The sequence below is a fragment of the Oceanobacillus sp. HCA-5259 genome (assembly GCF_037892815.1).
GTDB lineage: Bacteria > Bacillota > Bacilli > Bacillales > Amphibacillaceae > Oceanobacillus > Oceanobacillus indicireducens.
Window position 1 is genome coordinate 20405 of the sequence record NZ_JBBKBV010000009.1, and the last position, 20416, is coordinate 40820.

Consider the following 20416-nt stretch of genomic DNA (forward strand, 5'->3'; position numbering starts at 1 on the left):
CCTATGAATCATTGAAACACTTCATCGTCACTTGATCTTTAATAGAAAATAGCATTAGATTTTATTCCACTTTACGGAATGATTATTCTACATTATGTTAAATTTTATTATAGTCATCGATTTGTAAAATGTCAATGACTCGTCAAAATTTTTTAACAAATCTTTATAAAGGGATTATTTAAAGATTAAATCATTTTATGAAGTTAATCAGTGCGAAAGTTTGGTAATAAAAAAGCAGCTTTTCATCGGCTGCTTTTTCATATTACTTTAATTAATTTACTCGACAAAGTGACTGTCCGCCATTCATTACCCGATCTACTTCTTCAGCAATTAGCATCGCTGTCCGAGATTGGGCTTCAATCGTTAACCCTGCGATATGTGGCGAAAGCTTAATAGAGTCAACCCTTGCTAACGGAGAATCTTTTTGCACTGGTTCTTTTTCCAGCACATCAAGGTAAGCACCAGCAATTTGTTTTGCTTCCACTGCTTCGACCAGATCTTCTTCATGAATAATTCCGCCTCTTGCTGAATTAATTACATATGCATGTGGCTTCATTAGCGGGAACTTTTTACGATTAATCAGGTGTTTTGTTGCTTTGTTCAACGGTACATGAATGGAAACAAAGTCGGACTCCTTTAGTAACTCGTCCATTTCCACTTGTTTGATTCCGGTTTCCTGAATGACATGATCAAAAGGAGCAATAAACGGGTCATAACCAATCACGTTCATTCCAAACGCTTTTGCCCGCTTCGCTACACGATGAGCGATTTCCCCCATACCGACAAGTCCAAGGGTCCGTTTACTCAGTTCATACCCTGTGAAGAATTTACGATTCCAGTTTCCCTCACGTACATCTGCATCCGCAGCTGCAAGTGGTCGAGAAGCATCAAGCATCGCCGCCATTACGTATTCTGCAACAGAAGTAGCATTTGCATTCCGAGCAGAGATTACAGGGATACCCCTTTCCCTCGCACCTTGCAAATCGATATTATCAAGCCCGACACCCAGACGGCCAATTACCTGCGTTTTCTTTGCAGCTTCAAGAAACTCTGTATCTACTTTCGTCTCATTACGAACGATTAATGCATCATATCCCGGAAGTAAACGCAGCAATTCCTCTCTTTTCCGGCTTAATTCCATATCGTAATCCACCGTATATCCCTTTCTTCTCAATTCTTCAATCCCGTCTTCCCACATTAGTTCTGTTACAAGAATTTTCATGTAACTCCCTCTCCCCTCTTACGATAGAATTATCTGTAAATTATGTATCATTTTTTTATTATACTGCCCAACTTTCAATTTGACAACGTATATTATTTATCACGCATTAACGGTCTGTAATACCCCTACCTCTAAACAGGAGGGAAGGAAACCCCAACCGAATGAAGTTTCACTTTATCGCTAGATATTTTGTGTAACTCATACAATTAATTTTAGAACAGAGGAACAGCTCCCTTTTTCCGTTCTTTTGCTAATTCGAAACCAGATACCTGCCCCTTCTCCTAATTATTTGTGCATAATAACCATAGAAATTAAAAGGAATGTGCGCTATGGTGAATTAAAATCTTTAGGTAAAGTAATACAAAGTTGGATAAGGAGAGGTGTAAATGACAGAAAAATTGTTAGATAAAGAAGTGCTGATGAATTATGTTAATGGTGAGTGGATTGAAGCGAATGAAACAACAGATGTAATTAACCCGGCAACTGGAGAAAGTATTATTAAAGTCCCTCTTTCTTCTCAGGAGGATGTGGATCAGGCAGTGAAAGCTGCAAAAGCTGCACAAAAAGAATGGGCACTCGTGCCAGCACCTATGAGAGCAGAAGTTTTATTTGAAGTGGGCAGGATCATGAAAGAAAAGAAAGAACATTTATCTAAGCTGCTCACGATGGAAAATGGAAAAGTACTCGAAGAAGCTCGTGGAGAAGTTCAAGAAGGAATCGATATGGCATATTATATGGCTGGGGAAGGACGTCGTCTTTTTGGCCAGACAACAAATGCCGAATTAAAAGATAAATTCGCAATGAGTGTACGAGCCCCAATTGGTGTTGTTGGTCTGATCACACCTTGGAATTTCCCAATTGCAATTGCTACATGGAAATCCTTTCCGGCAATTGTCGCAGGTAATGCTGTCGTTTGGAAGCCCGCAACAGAAACACCTTTAATGGCGAATGAACTGATGAAGATTTTTATTGAGGCTGGTCTTCCTAAGGGAGTTTTAAACGTTGTGTTTGGATCTGGAGGAACCGTTGGAGATGCTCTTGTGAACCATAAAGATATTCGGGTCATTTCATTTACAGGTTCGAATGATACAGGAAGACGCATCGCAGCTAAATGCGGAGAGCAATTGAAAAAAGTTTCCCTTGAAATGGGTGGCAAAAATGCAGTAACTGTCATGGATGATGCAGATTTGGAACTTGCTGCAGAAGGAATCGTATGGAGTGCATTCGGTACGAGCGGGCAGAGATGTACAGCATGTAGCCGTGTAATTGTACATGAAGCTGTGAAAGAGGACCTCGAACAACTCATATTAAAGAAAATAAAAGAGTTAAAAATTGGAAACGGATTGCATAATGACGTTAAGGTCGGACCAATCATCAATAAAGCTGGTTTGGAAAAAATTAAGTCCTATATAAAAATCGGCAAAGATGAAGGCGCAAAACTAATTGCTGGGGGAAATGAACTAACTGGAGATGAGTATGCTGCAGGTTTATACTTTGAACCAACTGTGTTTACGGATGCAACAATTGATATGAGGATTTCTCAAGAAGAAATTTTTGGTCCAGTTGTATCATTAATTCCTGTTGGATCGTTTGAAGAGGCTATAGAAGTCAATAACAGCGTGGAATACGGTTTATCCAGCTCTATTTTCACTCGGGATGTGAATAAAGTATTTAAGGCGCAAAGAGATTTAGATACTGGAATTGTATACGTAAACGCGGGGACAACTGGAGCAGAAATTCATCTGCCGTTCGGTGGAACAAAAGGTACTGGAAATGGTCATCGTGACTCCGGTATTCAAGCTTTAGATGTTTTCACAGAATGGAAAGCAGTCTATGTAGATTATAGCGGAAAGTTACAACGTGCCCAGATTGATGTAGAGTAATTTTTTAAAAAGTAATTGCACACGCGGATAAATTCAAACAACCTATGCTTTAACGGTCAACACTCAACACCTGATTTTGTTTTATTGAACAGGTATCGGTTGTTGGCCTTTTTTTATTTTTTTCTCTAATCCAAATAATATATGATAGACTAATAGAAAACCTATACTGCCCATACAGATTGGTAGTTGATTCTATTAAATCCTCAGGTGGTGCTTCAAGATTGAATAAGAAGACACGCAATACGTATCTTGTCGTTATATTCGTCATGCTTATGTGGGGGATAAATGTATCTGCCCTTAAAGTAATTGTTGAAAACTTTATGCCAATTACAATTACCTCCTTACGAATTCTAACTGCTGGGTTGGTTGTATTTATCATATTAACCTTTACAAAGTTGGTAAGACTTCCCAAGAATAAAGAATGGTTTTATGTAGTCGGCGGATCTATCTTTAGTGTGGTCATGCATCATTATTTTTTAGCAAGCGGCCTAACGATGACAAGTGCGACAAATGCTGGGTTGATTTTAGGTATGGGACCAGTTTTAACCGTTATCTTTGCAACGATCATTTTAAAAAGAAAACCAACGATACTTCAATTTATCGGTTTTATCTTAGGTTTTATTGGTGTGAGCTTCACAGTGTTAGCAGGAAATGGAGGACTAAATACAATTAACATCGGCGATTTTTATATTTTATTGGCGATCCTTGCTCAGGCACTTAGTTTTATCGTCATCAAGCAAGCAGCAGAAACAATGGATCCAAGACTGCTGACTGGTTACATGTTAGTGATTGGCTCTGTCGTTCTATTTGTGATTAGTCTTGGGACAGAGCCAAAGGGGATCGCTTCTTTAGGCAATGTCAATTACTCCATCTGGCTCGTATTTCTTTTTTCAGCTATTATTGCAACTGGAGTTGGCCATATGACCTACAATTATGCCATTAGTCAATTGGGACCAGCGGAAACGTCTATCTTTTTAAATTTAAATACATTTTTCTCCCTTATTGGGGCAGCAATCTTCCTAAATGAAGCCATTCTATTTTCGCATTTTATCGGACTCATTTTTATTGTTTCAGGTGTAATCTTTGGTTCCGGAGGTTTGGAAGCATGGATGATTCAGCGAAGAAGAAAGCATATATTCAAGAAACGATGATGATAACTAGAACTGGGAAGGATAAGGGGGATTTAAAGTAATACGCCCCCTCTACTTCAAGAATATATTTCCTACAAATTTATCAACTTGAATTTCGATTGTTTACCCGAAAAATTGATGAAATGAATAACATTCTTAACTTCGCGAGTTGTACGATGAGGAGCGCTGGACTATAAAACTACCTAATTATCGTGCTATCTTCTAATTAGATAGTTTTCTATACTACAGTGTATACCTCTCTCTATGGTATTTCTATTATTTTTTTACGGGATTATGTGGGGAATGCAGTTGATTTGGATGGGTGAGAACGAAAAAAATGAAAATGAAGAAGTTATTAAACACTTTCACTACTTCACTTCTTGCAAATTTATAACAGACTCCGCATAATAACAATCTGTTTTAGTCTTTTTTGCTTGTGCAATGCCTCCAAGTCAAATCATAAAGATTCTTCTTGGTAGTTTCTTTAAAACACTTCTCATCTAAGTTATTCTTTTTCTTTATGCGCCTTCATGTTATTTTATATTGAGTAAGAAAACTAGTACTTAGGAGATGAGAAACATGCTTATAGGTGGGATTGAAGCAGGTGGTACCAAATTTGTATGTGCTGTTGGCGATGAATCTGGCAATGTTTTAGACAAGGTAACATTCCCTACAGAAGACCCTGTAAATACACTGGGTGCAGCAAAGCAATTCTTCAACAATTATAATATCCAAGCACTAGGCGTAGGAAGTTTTGGTCCTGTTGACTTGAATAAAAAAAGTAAAACATTTGGCAGGATTTTAAACACACCGAAGCTAGAATGGAAGCAGTACCGTCTATTAGATCAGCTAAAACTAGATTATAATATACCAATAACGTTAGATACGGATGTCAATGCTGCAGCATTAGGAGAATTCAAATATGGTGCTGCAAAAAATGCTGCTAGTGTCCTTTATATCACTGTAGGCACAGGTATTGGAGCCGGATTTGTGAAAGACGGACAGACTTATATTGGCAAAAATCATCCCGAGATGGGACACATCTTTATTCAGCAAAGAAAAGACGATAATTTTGAAGGAAACTGTCCTTACCATGGTACCTGTTTAGAAGGTTTGGCTTCAGGACCAGCGATTGAAAAGCGCTTTGGTAAAAAAGGAGATTTATTAGGAACAGATCATGTTGCATGGGAAATGACAGCAGACTATTTAGCACAAGCTATCATTAATTATCTTCTTATTCTTTCTCCTGAAAAAGTAATCATTGGTGGTGGCGTAATGAAACAGGAGCAGCTATATCCACTTATTCGTAAAAAAGTAATGGCATTGTCGAATACATACATGCAGCTTGAAAATTTGGATGAAATGATTGTAGCACCTACATTAAATGATGAACAGGGGATTAAAGGTGCTATTGCACTGGCTTTGTTGGGCTGAATGGGAAAAACTGAGACATAACTCATAAACAGTCATGAGTATCGAAAAAAGGTTCCGATCATTTGTGACGGAACCTTTTTTGTAAGGTGATTTTCATGAACTATCAGTTGGTTTCTGTTCATAGCAGTGGAATTTTTCAATTCTACCATCACGAATGTAAATTCCAACTAATTTTCTACTTTGTCCACACCCTCACTACCTTTTTTGTTTCTATCCATTACAATAATTCTTTAAATTTATTTACGACGTTTTCTACAGTAAAGCCGTATTCTTCAATTACTTGGTCTCCTGGAGCCGATGCGCCGAATGTGTCGATGCTCATTACAGCACCCTCACTTCCTGCATATTCTCTCCATCCAAGTTTAGAGCCCATTTCGACTGTTAATCGTTTTTGTAGTTTGCTAGGCAGTACGCTTTCTTGATATTCTACTGATTGTTTATCAAAAAGGTCCCATGATGGCATGCTTACAACATTTACATGGATACCTTCTTCAGCTAAACGAGCTTGAGCTTCAATTGATAAAGAAACCTCAGAACCGGCTGCAATGATAATCCCAACTGCTTCATCTGAAGCTTTGGAAACGATATAAGCTCCTTTACGGACGCCCTCATTTGCCAACGTTTCTGTCGCTTGTAAAGTAGGTAAGCCTTGTCTACCTAACACTAGCATTGTTGGATGACCTTTTTCTTCCACAGCTATTTTCCATGCTTCTCTTGTTTCATTTGCATCTGCAGGTCGAATAACAGAAATCCCTGGCATTGCTCTAAATGCAGCAAGCTGTTCAACGGGTTGATGAGTAGGTCCATCCTGTCCAACTGCAATCGTATCGTGCGTAAACACATATGTTACTGGTAGTTCCATCAAGGAAGCTAGTCTGATTGCTGGACGCAAGTAATCTGAGAAAACAAAGAATGTACTCACGAATGGACGTAAATGATGCAGTGCAAGTCCGTTGGCAATAGCTCCCATCGCAAATTCCCGTACACCAAATCGAATATTTCTTCCAGAATAATCCTGACTATTAAGGTCAACGTGATCTTTTAACCTTGTTTTTGTTGATGAATCTAGGTCAGCAGATCCACCAACTAATTCAGGTAATTTACCAGCTAGTATATTCAATGTTTCACTGGCTGCAACCCGTGTCGCAAGTGTTTCGCCTTCTTTATGTTCAGGGAGTTCATTACTCCAATCAACCGGAAGCTCACCATCTATGATTCGCTTTAGTTTTTCAGCAAGTTCTGGATATTCATCCTGATATGCAGCGAGTAGGTCATTCCATTCTTTTTCTTTTTGTATTCCGTTCTCTTTAATACTGCTAAAGTCTTCATATACTTCTTGTGGCACATGAAATTCTTTGTGTTCCCAGTTATAGAATTTTTTCGTACGTTCGATTTCTTCTCTGCCTAAAGGGTCACTGTGTGCATCACTTGTTCCTTGTAAAGACGGTGAACCGTAACCAATAACAGTTTTCACTTCAATAATAGTCGGTCGATTTTCATCTGCTTTCGCTTCTGACAATGCCTTATGAACAGCTTCAATATCATTTCCATCTTCAACATATAAATATTGCCAGTTACACGATTCAAAACGTTTTTTAATATCTTCAGAAAATGCCAAGTCTAGACCACCATCTAAACTTATATCATTTGAATCATATAACACAATTAAACGTCCTAGTTTCAAGTGTCCTGCAAGTGATGCAGCTTCATAAGATACTCCTTCCATTAAGTCTCCATCACCACAAATTGAGTATGTGTAATGGTCTACAATTGGAAAATCATTTTTATTATATGTTTCCGCCAAATGCCTCTCAGCTAAAGCCATTCCAACACTCACAGGTATACCTTGTCCAAGTGGTCCTGTAGTTGCTTCAACTCCAGGAGTTATTCCATACTCCGGATGACCAGGTGTTTTACTTCCCCACTGTCTTGTATTCTTTAGATCCTCTATCGTTACATCGTACCCTGAAAGGTGCAGCAAATTATACAATAAATTAGAACCATGTCCAGCTGATAATACAAATCTATCGCGATTGAACCAGTTCGGATTTTCGGGGTTAATATTCATAACATTCTTCCAAAGGCTATATGCCATAGGAGCTGCACCCATTGGCATTCCTGGATGTCCGTGTTGTGCTTTTTCCACACTGTCAATTGTTAACGTACGAATTGTGTTAATCGATAACTCAGAAATCCTTGAACTTCTTGTAATCATATTAAATTCCTCCAGTATTTTTTAATTCCCAGATGCTGAGGTTTTATACGATAACCCTCAGCACCATTTAAACTAGAACACGTTAAACGAACTTATCTTGTTTCTGTCTTTTTCTTTTTCACAGGTATTGCCATTAATGCAAGGATGACAATTAAACTAATTGTAATGGCAACTGGTCCTGCATAATTAGCCAATGAACCAAAGAATATTCCAGATACACCGAAGTCAGCATCAGAGAATGTTGTATTTGCGAATCCTAAATCACCAAGTACTGGCATTAAGAACACTGGAAGGAATGAAATAACTACCCCATTGACAAAGGATCCAATAACAGAGCCTTTAAAGCCACCGGTAGCGTTACCAAAAACACCTGCAGCTGCTCCTGTAAAAAAGTGAGGTACAACACCTGGTAAAATAATAACACCACCAGTGAAAATCATAATTATCATACTGAATATTCCACCTAAGAAACTTGCAAAGAATCCAATTAATACTGCATTTGGTGCATATGGATAAATAATCGGAACATCAAGTGCTGGTTTAGCATTTGGTACAAGTTTAGTGGATATCCCTTTAAAGGCAGGTACAATTTCTGACAATACTAAACGAACTCCAGATAGGATAATGAATACACCTGCAGCAAAACTACCTGCTTGAATTAGAGAGAATACAAGGAAGTTTGTACCTTCGCTTAGCTCTGCTTCAATATAAGCAGGTCCTGCAAAAAGTGCTACAATTACGTACATGACAACCATTGTTAATGCAATGCTTACTGTACTGTCTCGTAAAAACCCTAACCCTTTTGGAAAGTTAATATTCTCCGTAGAGTTTTCTTTGCTTCCTTTAAATAATTTACCAACTAAAGCACTTGCAGCATAACCGACAGCACTGAAGTGACCTAATGCAACATTATCATTCCCAGTTAACTGTCGCATAAACGGCTGAAGAATAGCTGGTGACAACGTCATTACAATACCAAGTGCAACAGAACCTGCAGCAATCAACCCAATTGTATCAAAGCCCGCAACAACCATAATTACGGCTAACATCGCCGCAAGGTAGAGTGTATGATGACCAGTTAAGAAAATATATTTGAATCGGGTAAATCTTGCTATAAGGATGTTGACAACCATACCAAAAAACATAATTAATGCTGTATTTGTACCATACTCTGATAATGCAAGAGCAACAATAGCCTCATTATTGGGAACAACTCCAGTAACATTAAATGCTTGCTCAAACATAGCGCCAAATGGTACCAACGCAGATTCAAGAATTCCTGCACCTGCTGAAATAACAAGGAAACCTACGAATGTTTTGGTAGTTCCCTTTACGGTATCCGACATATTCTTTTTTTGCGCTAATAAGCCAGTTAAGGCAATGAGTGCTACTAGAATGGCTGGTTGACTTAAAATATCAATTAACGTCTGCATTTCTTTACCCCCTTATTTTGTTTTAAATTAGATCAATCCTTTTTTCTCCAAAACTTGTGTTACTTTAGTTCTTAATTCATCCATATCAATGATGCTTTCCATCACAACAACCTCACCTAGATGTGCTCCACCTTCAGCAATATCTTTAGCAAGAAAGAAGACATCCGCATCTCCAGGTGTTGCTGAGCTTAAATCAGAATGAGATACTTCCACCCCTGTCACACCAAGCTCACTTAAAATTTGATTGATATTCATTTCTACCATAAAACTAGTTCCTAAACCTGATCCACAAACCGCTAAAAATTTCATTATTTGTCCTCTCCCTTTTTTATAATTTCGATTACTTGCTCTGCAGTTTCAGCAGCTTTCATTGCCTCAAGTAACTCATCATCACCTAATATTTTTGTTAATTGTGCAAGTGCCTTAAGATGTGCTTCACTATCGATAGCAGCTAAACAGATAAAAATATCAATTTTATGATTATCCTGATCTAGAAGCAATACAGGAGTCTTTGTCCTTAAAAAAGATATCCCCAGCTGGTTCACACCGTTTTCTGGTCTAGCATGCGGAATAGCTATTCCTTTACCGATATGAATATAAGCTCCAATTTCTTCTACATTTGTTATCATGGAATCTACATACTTACGTTGTACTTTATTGGATTCTACCAATGGTTGTGATGCTTTAATAATAGCATCCCTCCAATCCATCTTTTCATCCGTAAAATGGATTGTGTCTTTCGTCAAGAGCTCTGATAACATTGGCTTGTTCATCCCCTTATTTTTGTTTTGTACATATAATAAATTGACGAGCTCAGAAAATAGTTGATTTTCATCTTTTACTTCAGTATTCCTTTTAATAATTTCCATCAATTGCTCAACGGTGAATTGTCCATCGAATCTTGGGAATTTCTGTAATACCTCACGAATTAAATAGTACTTATCTACTTGTGATAGCAACGTCTTTACAACGAATACTGGCTTTACTGATTCAACCTTAATGGTCGAAAATACGACATCATAGTTCGTTGGGGGTATGTCTTCAAACTTGTCACGATTGTGTATTCTAGAAAATCGGATAGCAGGAAACAACTCTTTTAATTGTGCTTCAAGCATGATGGATGAGCTTAGTCCATTGGAACAAATGATTAATCCTGTTAATTTTTCTGCATATAGATAATTTCCGCTACCTAGGTAGCCACCAAAATGCATAGTGAAAAAACCAATCTCAGATTCGCTGATTTCTTTCCCTGTCCAAAGAGCCAGCGGGGACAATGAACGCTTCACAAACTGAAAAAGATCCGGATACTCTCTCTTTATTCTTTCACTCAATTCATTGAAAAGCGGAATTTCAAATGTAATTCTAAAGAACGCTGGAACAAGATGGTTGTATAAACTTCTTTTCAAAAATGCTTTATCCTCAATTGGAAGTAATGTGTTTTTCTCAAATTCGTCGATAATTTGTCCTGCTAACATTTCTAATGTTGGACTAGCTTGACTATTAACTATCTCAAGCGTTACGAGTAACTGTATCGTTACAAAATAACCTTCATCCTCACCTCCCTCAAGAAATAACCTCCTCGATAACTCTTTCCCATGTTTATACATGCTCTGTCTTTCAAGCATTTGTTTTTCTAAGTTCGTAAAGTGTAATTCTTCCTTTCCCGCGCGAACTCTCAAGAGGGCAAGGTGGATTAACATCTCTGTCTTTCTACTCTTAACTAAACTTATCTCATTTGTTTGCAGGTATTGATTAATAATTTGTTGTGTTTCAACGAGGATTTCTACCTTCCCCCATGACTTAAGTGCCAAAATAATTATTTCTTTCCCGAGTGGTTGAGAAAGTAAATGATTTACGCTAAAGATTGCTAATCTCCGCTTATCCATTTCAGTCCCAGCCATATGATACCCGTCCATACGAGTGTATAGGAACTTTACATTCCGCTTTTCACAAATTTCTTTTAGCCTTCTTACATCTGTAAGTGCTGTATTTTTACTTACACCCAGTAATAATTGAAAATGGTAATTAGAAACAGGCTCTTTTCGAATAAATGTGTACAAATAAATTAAGTATGGCCTGTCTTGTTCCGATATAATGAATTGATTGCCATTAATATCTAAGTAGTTTGTTTTGACTAAATTTCTTAATCTTTCGTCAATAAAAAGCAACTGATTGGAAATTTTAATTCCCGGCAAATCTTTATTGCCCAGTGCAAGATTTACTTTTTCCAAATCATATTGGAGTTGACGTTCGGATAAGTTTAATTGCATCATTATTTCTTGCCTCGTTATTTTTTCATGTTTTGTTAATTCTTCAAACAGTTTATAGGATCGTTGGTCAAACAATAGTATCCCTCCACCTCTTTTTTTAATTATAAAACGTTTCCAACGTTGCTACAATCACCATTGGGCACAATGATTGCAAGGGTTTCCAACATCATTTGGGCTGTTCATTAGGTTGTTTTATTTCAATACCCTATTATACTTTAAGGCGATGAGGCAATATATAAGAGGGCAGAAAAAGCTAATCATAGAAAAAATGATGGAGGTTCGTTTACTAATAGATATTAAGGCAATTGCACTTGACATGGATGGAACACTATTAAATGATAAAAATACTGTTTCTGATGAGCTAGTAAAACTATTTTGTGAATTATGTAACCAAAATATACGCATTTTTATAGCAACTGGCCGAACGAAACAAGAAATATATAAAGTCCTACCCGAAAAGCTTCCTATTGACGGATTCGTCTCAGCAAATGGTATGAGCTGTTTCACGAATCATAAAGATATTTCCCAGCACACCTTACCTGCAGACCTCGTCAAAACTGTTCTGACTAATGCCCGCAAAAGAAATTTATATTATGAAATTCACCCCAAAAACGGAAGCAGATTTGCATTAAAAGAAGATAAAGAAACCTTGGAGAAAGAACTACATTTACCAAGACCTGACACACTCTTAAATAATAAGTACATTGCCAGAGTCGAATCTGTTCAAAATGAAATGAAATGGATTGATGAAATTAGTTATGAAGATAATTTAAAGATTTATTTCTTCAGCATGAACACGGAAATAATTAATAACTGGAAACATACATTAAAGGAGATAAGACAGAAGACAGATTTCTCCCTCTTTTCTTCATCCCTGCACAATGCTGAAATAATGGTTAGCAATGTGTCAAAAGCAACGGGTATTGAAATGTTATTGAAAGAGTATAATTTATCAAAAGAAAATTTGATGGCAATCGGAGACGGTGAAAATGATTTGCCAATGTTTGAACTCGCAGCCTATAGTATAGCAATGAAGAATGCTGAAGATACGATACAGGAATAGGCGGATGAAATAACTAAATATTCTTTTCAGGAAAATGGATTAAATAAGTGTTTGGTTGAGAAACTAAAAGTAATTCAGTTTACCTAATCTAGTTTAATCATAAAAATAGCTATTACTTTAATGTTTCATAACACTTGAATTTTTGATTTTATAAGACGATTATTTCGGTAGATACTTATTATGTTTATACAAACGCAAAATTTCATACATCCTTATAAATAAGCCTTATTACTATTCCAAGTAATAAGGCTTATTTCATTTAAGTATGAGAAACAACCAACTCCGCTTCACCGGTAAGCTCATATGTTTCAACACTATGTGGGATTACAAAGTGACTCCCCTTCTCTATTTCAAAATCCTGACCATTCACTGTTAGCTTTGCTTGACCTGCAATGACACTCACCTGTAAAAAGTCCTCATCCATCGTAAGTGCAGCATTACCGTTTAACTCCCAGTGATACACAGAAAAATACTTCTCTTCCACCAATTCCTTAACTGTTAAATCTCCTACCACATTTTCCGTTTGTTCTACCTCTGCATCTTGATGTGGAACTGTTGTTACTTGTTTTGCACGTTCTAAATGCAGTTCACGCTTATTCCCCGCCACATCTGTTCGGTCATAATCATATACTCGATACGTAATGTCTGAACTTTGTTGTATTTCCAAGATTACAATACCTTTTCCAATTGCATGAATCGTACCACTTGGAACATATACAAAATCTCCTGCCTTTACACTGACACGGCGTAACAATTGATCCCATTCACCACGATTGATCATATCTTCAAGTTCTTCTTGTGTCGTTGCATGATGTCCTAACACAAGCTCCGCACCCTCTTCTGCACTTAAAACATACCAGCACTCTGTCTTTCCATATGGTACGTCTTCTACTTCTTGTGCAAATTGATCATTCGGGTGTACTTGCACGGACAGGTCATCAGCTGCATCTAAAATTTTTACTAATAAAGGATAATCACCCTCATAGTCTTTACGCCTATTAAATAATTCACCATGCGACATCCAAGCATCTGATAAAGTCTTTCCCTTTAATGGACCATTCTCTATAATGCTTGGTCCATTGGGATGAGCAGAGACAACCCAAGCCTCACCAGTGTGTTCATAAGGAATGTCATAATTAAATTGTGTATTTAGTTTTTGTCCACCCCAGATTCTTTCTTGAAATACAGGTTGTAGAAAAATAGGTTCGTTATACATAGTGACCTCCATTAATCTAATTTTTCTTTTATGTACAGTGTCATTCTATCATAAGAGGAACAGAAGAAAACACAAGGTTCCCTTCTGTCATTTTAGTAGATAGCCCCTCAAACTAGCTTATCGTATCTAACAGCTCATAAGCTTCTTCTGAACTGCGCACATTCAAAAGCTGCTCTCTAAACTCTTCGTCCATCAATTTACGGGATAACATTTGTAAAATCTTTAAATGAGTGTCTCCAGCACTTTCCTCTGGTACTGCAATCATAAAGATGAGCTTCGCCTTCGTTCCGTCTAAACTTTGCCAGTCAACACCGTCTCGCTTAATACCAAATGCAACCGCAGGGCGTTTCACTGTGTTTGACTTGCCGTGCGGAATTGCGATATTCATACCGAGTCCTGTTGTGCTTTGACTTTCACGATTTAAAATTGCTTGTCTAAAAACCTCTTTCGAATTTAAAATTCCGGATGCATCAAACTTTCCAATAAGCTCATCGATAACATCATCACGAGTTTCACCAGCTAAATCCGTTTCAATTAAATCAATATTCGTAATAGAGGTTAGTTTATTGATTTCTTCTATTTCAACTTCCTCGGATTCAGCATCTTCTTGAACTTCCTCATTTAAATCACCGATCGTACCTCCACCTGCCACTGCAAGAGTTGACTCGTCAACCACGTCTTTCTTCAAGAAGTTAACCATAAATGCCGTTACAATAACTCCAATAATGGATGCAATAAAGAACATCGCTACATTATCTACCGCACCTAACACAGCTACGATTGGTCCACCATGGGCAACCCGATCACCTACATTACCAATCATCGCAATAACGGATCCAACCATAGAACCAACAACAATACTTGGTATTACACGAAGTGGATCTTGTGCTGCGAATGGTATCGCACCTTCTGTAATGCCAAAAAGGCCCATCGTAAAAGAGGCTTTTCCAGCTTCTTTTTCATTATCTAGATATTTTTTCTTATTCATCATCGTTGCTAGTCCCATTCCAATTGGTGGGATACAAATAGCAACAGCAATTGGTCCCATAATTTCATAGTTACCTTCTGCTATCATGGCAGATCCAAATAAGAAAGCAACTTTATTGAATGGTCCACCCATATCTATCGCAATCATCGCACCAAGAATAAGTGCCAATAAAATCGAGCTTGATCCTTCCATACCTGCAAGCCATACCGTTAACGCCTCAAAGATTTGTGCAACTGGTGCACCGATAACAAAGATAAATAATAATCCAACAATAAAGGATGCAATAATTGGAATAAATATGATCGGCATAACAGGTTGAACAGCTTTTGGTACTTTAATTTTCTTAATAGCCAATGCAACATAACCAGCTAGAAAACCAGCAATAATCCCACCGATAAAACCTGCGCCAGCTTCACTACCGTAAAAACTTCCGTTAGCAGCAATATAACCACCAATCATACCTGGTACAAGGCCTGGTCTATCAGCAATACTTACAGCAATGAATCCAGCTAATATCGGAACCATAAACATAAATGCTGTACTGCCAAGAGATTCAATTTGTTTCCAGATCGAATCTTCCGGTATCACGATTCCACCTGGAGTTTGCTCTCCACCAAGTGTCAATGCAATCGCAATCAATAAACCACCGACAACAATAAATGGCACCATATAGGAAACACCATTCATTAGATGTTTATAAATAGGATTTTCCTTTTTCTTACGTTCGTTCTTAATATTTTCTGCATCTCTTAATGCAGGACGATAAATAGCTACATCACCACTTTGGATTTGTTCAATCAATTCCTTTGGTTTACGAATTCCATCCTGTACACCTGTCACAATCAGTTTCTTCCCTACAAAACGTTCCTTTGATACCTCTTTATCAGCAGCAATAATAATTGCATCTGCTTCTTCGATATCTTGTTCCGTTAATGGATTCTCTACACCAATTGATCCTTGCGTCTCCACTTTTATGTCAATACCCATTTCTTCGCCTGCTTTTTGTAAATTTTCTGCAGCCATGTACGTATGAGCAATTCCAACTGGACAAGCTGTCACAGCTAATACTTTCATCATGTATCCTCCTTGAAAAGTAATTGCGTTCTAAACTTATTATAACTCTAGCTTGTCCATGAATAAGTTTTTATTTTTACCGGAACTAGTGGTAATAAATGATCAATTAGACCTTACCATACATAAAAAAGAAAGCAGGCTTAATAACCTACTCTCTTCTCTAAAACGTCTATAAATGTTTGCATGTTTTGCACATTTGCTAGTTCCTTCCCTATTAACGGTTCCTCGCTGATTGCTGCAATTTGTCCGATAACTTCCCTAGTTATTTTTTGATCGGCATTTGCTATTGCAAGCATGAAGACAACAGAGACAAATTCATTTCCCCATTCAATCGGATCCTTCAAAACAGCTACTGCGATCGCCGATTTTTTTATAAGAACAGGATCAGCGTGTGGTATAGCAATACCTCCGCCAATTGAGGTTGCAGATTTTCTTTCTCTAAGTAGTGCGCTATGAGTAAAGTTTTCCTTTACATATCCTTTTTGAATCAGTGCATTTCCGAGTAACTCAACTACTTCATAACGATGTTCCCTGTCCACTTCGAGGAAGAACAAATCTTTAGAGATGAAGCTTTGAATTAAAGAACCGCTACTTTTTTCAACCTTATGATCTAGCTCATCCAAAAACTGACTAAGCTTTTCCTTATCTTTTGTCTCCAGCAAAGGAGAAATAACAATAAAGGGTACCTCCACTTTTTCTAGTGGAACGGTAGAAATAATAAAATCTACTTCTTTTGTCTTTAAAACTTGATCTATCTCTGCTCTACTTATACAAGCGACAATTTCAATTCCCTTATAATTTTGAGCAATTTTAGCCTCAAGTAAATGGGACATCCCTACACCCATATGACAGACAATTAAAGTTTTCCTACGTTCATTTTTGAATCCTTCCATTCTTTCTATAGAGGCTTGGAAATGTAAAACGAGATATGCAGCCTCATCCTCTTTAATATCAAGATTATATGTTTGCCTTATCTCTCCCAATGCCAAAATAATCATGCTAAACATGTACGGGTACATCTTTTTAATTTCAAGTAACATTGGGTTCGTAATGGGAAAACCATATCGGATGCGATTAATCACAGAATGCATATGCACAACTAATCCTTTTTCTAGTACCGCATCTTTTTTAAATGGAAACAATGTTAGTTTGCTTAGCTTCCTAATTAGATTAGATACTACTTCCAGTAAAAAGGAATCGGAACTTAATTTATCATTTAGACCGTCTTCAGTCACCTTACTGCTTATAAGATGCCAAGTAAAATAAACACGTTCATCTGCAGGAAAAGAAATTCGAAATACGGCTTCCAGTTGTTCAAAAAAAGAGACAGCATAGCGATACTCTTCCTGACCAAAAACGTGTACTTTTTCTTTTTCATTAACAAGCACAGGCGATTTTTGTCTCGTACGCTTTAGCATAATGAGAGCATGTACAAGGAGACTCTCCATTGCTTCATCTGTAAAAGATAAACGATAGTTCAGCCGCAGATCACGCAACGCTTTCTTAATTGTCGTAATCTCATGGGGCAAAAATAAATCAAGGACGTATTTTCGATCGGCCGTTGAAACTAGTAGCGGCAGCCGTGATAATGCTTGGCGTTTCTGCAATTCTGTCCCCTTAATCATGTGCCCAAGCCCTGGTTTAGAAATCAATTCCAGGTCAAAAGACGCTAACCAATGCTGTATGTTGTCCAATTCTTTCTTAATCACAGTCTTTGCCACATAATATTTATTTACAAAGGCTTGGATTGTAACCGGATTATTACTTGTAAGTAATTGAAAAGCAATTTCTATAATTCGCTCTCCCTTACCTTGAAAAGGAGACGTTGATAAAAGCAAGTGCAATACTTCTATACGTTCCGTTTCATCCATTTCAAGCGTAACACCAACACCTGGCTTTCGCTCGATACTGCCATTTGACACCTCGACTAAATATAAATCAATTTGTTTTAAATCATTTCGCACTGTCTTCTCTGAACAATCTAGTCGCGAGGCAAGTTCTTGGATAAGGAGCGGGACTTGATATTCAGTTAAAAGTATTTTTAGAAGTTCTTTTTGTCTTTCATTCATAGTTTATCTACTCCTATGTAAGAGTTTAGACTAATAGGTGATGAAGAAGCAATGAATATCTACAGGGGAAGTTATGAACTGAGGATATTTGGGCAGATTAAGATGTATACATTTTGCAAGCAAAAGGAGGCGAATTCTTTGTCTGATTTTTGTCCGATGCCGTGGCCTGAGGAACCGGTCCCAAAAGACGTTAGAGAGTGCAAGGAATGCGGGTTATACCTACAAGGCTCACGTATGGTGTGGGGTGAAGGACATCCAAATGCACCTATTATGGTTATTCTTGATAATCCTGGTGCACGTGAAGACCGTGAAGGTAATGCATATGTTTGTGGTACAAGGCAGACACTTCAGCAGGGTGCCAAAGAGGTTGGACTAGAAATGGAGGAATTGTATATTACATACATTTTAAAAAGAAGGCCGGTACGTGCTTATGATAAAGAGCTAGTCCGACAAGTCTGTATGATGCACTTGACTCAGCAGCTTCAACTTAAACAGCCAGATTTTATTCTCTGTTTAGGAAACGTTGCAGTCCAATCTTTTTTCCAAGATCCCGATGTAGATGTAAAATCACTGCGCGGCTTCATGCATGAAATACATGGGTTTAAGACAGCGGTGGCTTATCATCCATTGGCTGTCAGACGCCGCCCGAATTTACGCTCATTATTTATTGAGGATTTAACGTTTATTGCCAGTCACTACCGTGAAATGCAGTCTTAAGGGATTCAACTCATTTCTTTACTGTAAAACCTTGCTCGGAATGAAACAGGCTTGCCGCTCCTTTCCAACTAAAAATCCGAGGTTAGCTTCTTCATCATAGAATTCACCATCAATTATTACAGCAAGGTCCAGCATTATTCAGCTGGGGACAGAATAAAATAAAATCCGTAATTGAAATCGCTTACAAATTGGTGTATATTTTAGATTAATAGATAGAGAATATTATATCAACCAAGAATTTTCCATATATTAAAAAAGGAGGATGTTAGATGGGAAAAGTTAAAAACAGATGGTTAATTGCTGCTTCAGCCTTAGGTATTCATCTTTCCATTGGTTCTGCTTATGCATGGAGTGTGTTTACAAATCCTATGGTCGAGCAGTACGGATGGGACACGGCGCAGGTATCTACAGCATTCAGTATCGCAATTTTCTTTTTAGGAATGTCCGCCGCTTTTATGGGTAGATTTGTAGAGAAGCATGGTCCTAAAAAATCCGGGATGCTTTCTGCCTTATTTTTCAGCGTTGGAGTCGCTGGTTCGGGACTTGCTACATTAACAGAATCCTTACTATTATTATACTTATTCTATGGTGTTATTGGTGGGATTGGGCTCGGAATTGGTTACATCGCGCCGGTTTCTACACTTGTGAAATGGTTTCCGGATCGCAGGGGGCTTGCTACTGGACTAGCTATTATGGGATTTGGATTTGCGGCAATGATTTCCGGCCCTCTTGCTGCAGCGTTAATTGACGCAATCAATATTCCCGCCACCTTCTTTATATTAGGAGTAATATACTTTACTGTCATGAACCTTTCCTCCCTTTATTTAGCGCCGCCACCAAAAGATTGGGTACCAAAAGGATTTGAGGAAAAGAAATCCAGTAACCAAAAGATCAAACCCGATCTATCTCAGTTAACAGCAAATGAAGCAATTAAAACACGACGTTTCTGGTTTCTTTGGTTCATGTTATTTATCAATATTACATGTGGCATTGCGATTCTTGCAGTTGCATCTCCAATGGCACAGGAGATCACAGGGATGACCGCGCTTGCTGCAGCTACGATGGTCGGCATCATGGGTGTGTTTAATGGTGCCGGTCGACTAGGCTGGGCCTCGTTAAGTGATTATATTGGACGCCCGAATGTATACACCGTATTTTTTGTTATTCAAGTTGCTGCATTCTTTATATTACCTTTTGCAAGCAACCCAATCGTTTTCCAAATTTTATTGTTTGCAATTCTTTCGTGTTATGGTGGAGGATTCGCTTCGATTCCTGCGTATATTGGGGATTTATTCGGTACAAAGCAGCTGGGCGCTATACACGGTTACATCTTGACTGCCTGGGCAATGGCTGGTTTAGCTGGACCGCTTCTTTTATCCCTGATTTATGATTCAACCAATAGTTATGATTTGACTATGATGATTTTTAGTTTATTATTCGTCGTCGCCTTGGCACTTTCCTTATGGATACGACTAGATATAAAAAGAATCCGAAACAAGAAGGAAGTAACACCACTTGCTTATGAAAAGGGAAGTGTGTTGAATAAGTAAACGATTAGGCAAAGGTATCCATGTACCTTCTTATAAACTGAAACTTCATTCAGTCGGAGTTTTTGTTTTTCTTCCACTGAATGAAGTTTCAGTTTATGTAAGTGTTGATTTTGTTAGTTAAATATGTAGTTAATACACTAATTCACATTTAC

The 20416-nt window shown here is 37.8% G+C and carries 14 protein-coding genes; 6 read left to right on the forward strand and 8 right to left on the reverse strand.

Annotated features, from left to right (window positions below; genetic code table 11):
- Window positions 1–271: 271 nt before the first annotated feature.
- The gene (locus WKU33_RS07380; RefSeq protein WP_156855087.1) at window positions 272–1222 is read right to left on the reverse strand and encodes a hydroxyacid dehydrogenase; all 951 of its coding nucleotides are present in this window, start codon (window positions 1220–1222) and stop codon (window positions 272–274) included.
- A gap of 386 nt (window positions 1223–1608) precedes the next feature.
- Here WKU33_RS07380 and WKU33_RS07385 point away from each other — a divergent pair, with 386 nt between their 5' ends.
- The 3 genes from WKU33_RS07385 to WKU33_RS07395 all read left to right on the forward strand — a co-directional run bounded on the left by WKU33_RS07385 (window position 1609) and on the right by WKU33_RS07395 (window position 5669).
- Window positions 1609–3105: an aldehyde dehydrogenase family protein gene (locus WKU33_RS07385; RefSeq protein WP_336252986.1), complete on the forward strand. Its 1497-nt coding sequence runs from the start codon at window positions 1609–1611 to the stop codon at window positions 3103–3105.
- Window positions 3106–3326: 221 nt separating this feature from the next.
- Window positions 3327–4256: a DMT family transporter gene (locus WKU33_RS07390; protein ID WP_340453934.1), complete on the forward strand. Its 930-nt coding sequence runs from the start codon at window positions 3327–3329 to the stop codon at window positions 4254–4256.
- A gap of 558 nt (window positions 4257–4814) precedes the next feature.
- A complete protein-coding gene (locus WKU33_RS07395) occupies window positions 4815–5669 on the forward strand; it encodes an ROK family protein (protein WP_188856195.1) in 855 nt (284 codons plus the stop codon).
- Between the two features lie 217 nt (window positions 5670–5886).
- Here the strand turns inward: WKU33_RS07395 and tkt are convergent, their stop codons facing one another.
- The 4 genes from tkt to WKU33_RS07415 all read right to left on the reverse strand — a co-directional run bounded on the left by tkt (window position 5887) and on the right by WKU33_RS07415 (window position 11662).
- Window positions 5887–7884 (reverse strand): transketolase, encoded by a 1998-nt coding sequence (gene tkt, locus WKU33_RS07400; protein WP_340453937.1) that lies wholly within the window; start codon window positions 7882–7884, stop codon window positions 5887–5889.
- Between the two features lie 92 nt (window positions 7885–7976).
- A complete protein-coding gene (locus WKU33_RS07405; RefSeq protein ID WP_340453939.1) occupies window positions 7977–9317 on the reverse strand; it encodes a PTS ascorbate transporter subunit IIC in 1341 nt (446 codons plus the stop codon).
- 27 nt (window positions 9318–9344) lie between these two features.
- The gene (locus tag WKU33_RS07410; protein WP_340453940.1) at window positions 9345–9626 is read right to left on the reverse strand and encodes a PTS sugar transporter subunit IIB; all 282 of its coding nucleotides are present in this window, start codon (window positions 9624–9626) and stop codon (window positions 9345–9347) included.
- Window positions 9626–11662, reverse strand: a complete 2037-nt coding sequence (locus tag WKU33_RS07415) for a BglG family transcription antiterminator (protein ID WP_340453942.1) — start codon at window positions 11660–11662, stop codon at window positions 9626–9628. The genes WKU33_RS07410 and WKU33_RS07415 overlap by 1 nt, the downstream gene beginning before the upstream one ends.
- Before the next feature lie 193 nt (window positions 11663–11855).
- Here WKU33_RS07415 and WKU33_RS07420 point away from each other — a divergent pair, with 193 nt between their 5' ends.
- A complete protein-coding gene (locus WKU33_RS07420; protein WP_340453944.1) occupies window positions 11856–12650 on the forward strand; it encodes an HAD family hydrolase in 795 nt (264 codons plus the stop codon).
- Between the two features lie 259 nt (window positions 12651–12909).
- On the opposite strand, the gene manA is transcribed toward WKU33_RS07420, so the two are convergent.
- The 3 genes from manA to WKU33_RS07435 all read right to left on the reverse strand — a co-directional run bounded on the left by manA (window position 12910) and on the right by WKU33_RS07435 (window position 17997).
- On the reverse strand, window positions 12910–13866 hold the full coding sequence (gene manA, locus WKU33_RS07425; protein WP_340453946.1) for a mannose-6-phosphate isomerase, class I: 957 nt from the start codon (window positions 13864–13866) through the stop codon (window positions 12910–12912).
- A gap of 112 nt (window positions 13867–13978) precedes the next feature.
- Window positions 13979–15928: a PTS fructose transporter subunit IIABC gene (locus WKU33_RS07430; RefSeq protein ID WP_188856197.1), complete on the reverse strand. Its 1950-nt coding sequence runs from the start codon at window positions 15926–15928 to the stop codon at window positions 13979–13981.
- Between the two features lie 140 nt (window positions 15929–16068).
- Window positions 16069–17997 (reverse strand): BglG family transcription antiterminator, encoded by a 1929-nt coding sequence (locus WKU33_RS07435; protein WP_340453948.1) that lies wholly within the window; start codon window positions 17995–17997, stop codon window positions 16069–16071.
- A gap of 138 nt (window positions 17998–18135) precedes the next feature.
- Here WKU33_RS07435 and WKU33_RS07440 point away from each other — a divergent pair, with 138 nt between their 5' ends.
- Window positions 18136–18714 (forward strand): uracil-DNA glycosylase, encoded by a 579-nt coding sequence (locus tag WKU33_RS07440; RefSeq protein ID WP_340453950.1) that lies wholly within the window; start codon window positions 18136–18138, stop codon window positions 18712–18714.
- Between the two features lie 269 nt (window positions 18715–18983).
- The gene (locus WKU33_RS07445; protein ID WP_188856199.1) at window positions 18984–20264 is read left to right on the forward strand and encodes an L-lactate MFS transporter; all 1281 of its coding nucleotides are present in this window, start codon (window positions 18984–18986) and stop codon (window positions 20262–20264) included.
- Window positions 20265–20416 lie beyond the last annotated feature (152 nt).

Coding starts and splice junctions, on each gene's coding strand:
- WKU33_RS07380 (WP_156855087.1), bottom strand. CDS start 1,222: ATGAAAATTCTTGTAACAGAACTAATGTGGGAAGACGGGATTGAAGAA.
- WKU33_RS07385 (WP_336252986.1), top strand. CDS start 1,609: ATGACAGAAAAATTGTTAGATAAAGAAGTGCTGATGAATTATGTTAAT.
- WKU33_RS07395 (WP_188856195.1), top strand. CDS start 4,815: ATGCTTATAGGTGGGATTGAAGCAGGTGGTACCAAATTTGTATGTGCT.
- tkt (WP_340453937.1), bottom strand. CDS start 7,884: ATGATTACAAGAAGTTCAAGGATTTCTGAGTTATCGATTAACACAATT.
- WKU33_RS07405 (WP_340453939.1), bottom strand. CDS start 9,317: ATGCAGACGTTAATTGATATTTTAAGTCAACCAGCCATTCTAGTAGCA.
- WKU33_RS07410 (WP_340453940.1), bottom strand. CDS start 9,626: ATGAAATTTTTAGCGGTTTGTGGATCAGGTTTAGGAACTAGTTTTATG.
- WKU33_RS07420 (WP_340453944.1), top strand. CDS start 11,856: ATGATGGAGGTTCGTTTACTAATAGATATTAAGGCAATTGCACTTGAC.
- manA (WP_340453946.1), bottom strand. CDS start 13,866: ATGTATAACGAACCTATTTTTCTACAACCTGTATTTCAAGAAAGAATC.
- WKU33_RS07430 (WP_188856197.1), bottom strand. CDS start 15,928: ATGAAAGTATTAGCTGTGACAGCTTGTCCAGTTGGAATTGCTCATACG.
- WKU33_RS07435 (WP_340453948.1), bottom strand. CDS start 17,997: ATGAATGAAAGACAAAAAGAACTTCTAAAAATACTTTTAACTGAATAT.
- WKU33_RS07445 (WP_188856199.1), top strand. CDS start 18,984: ATGGGAAAAGTTAAAAACAGATGGTTAATTGCTGCTTCAGCCTTAGGT.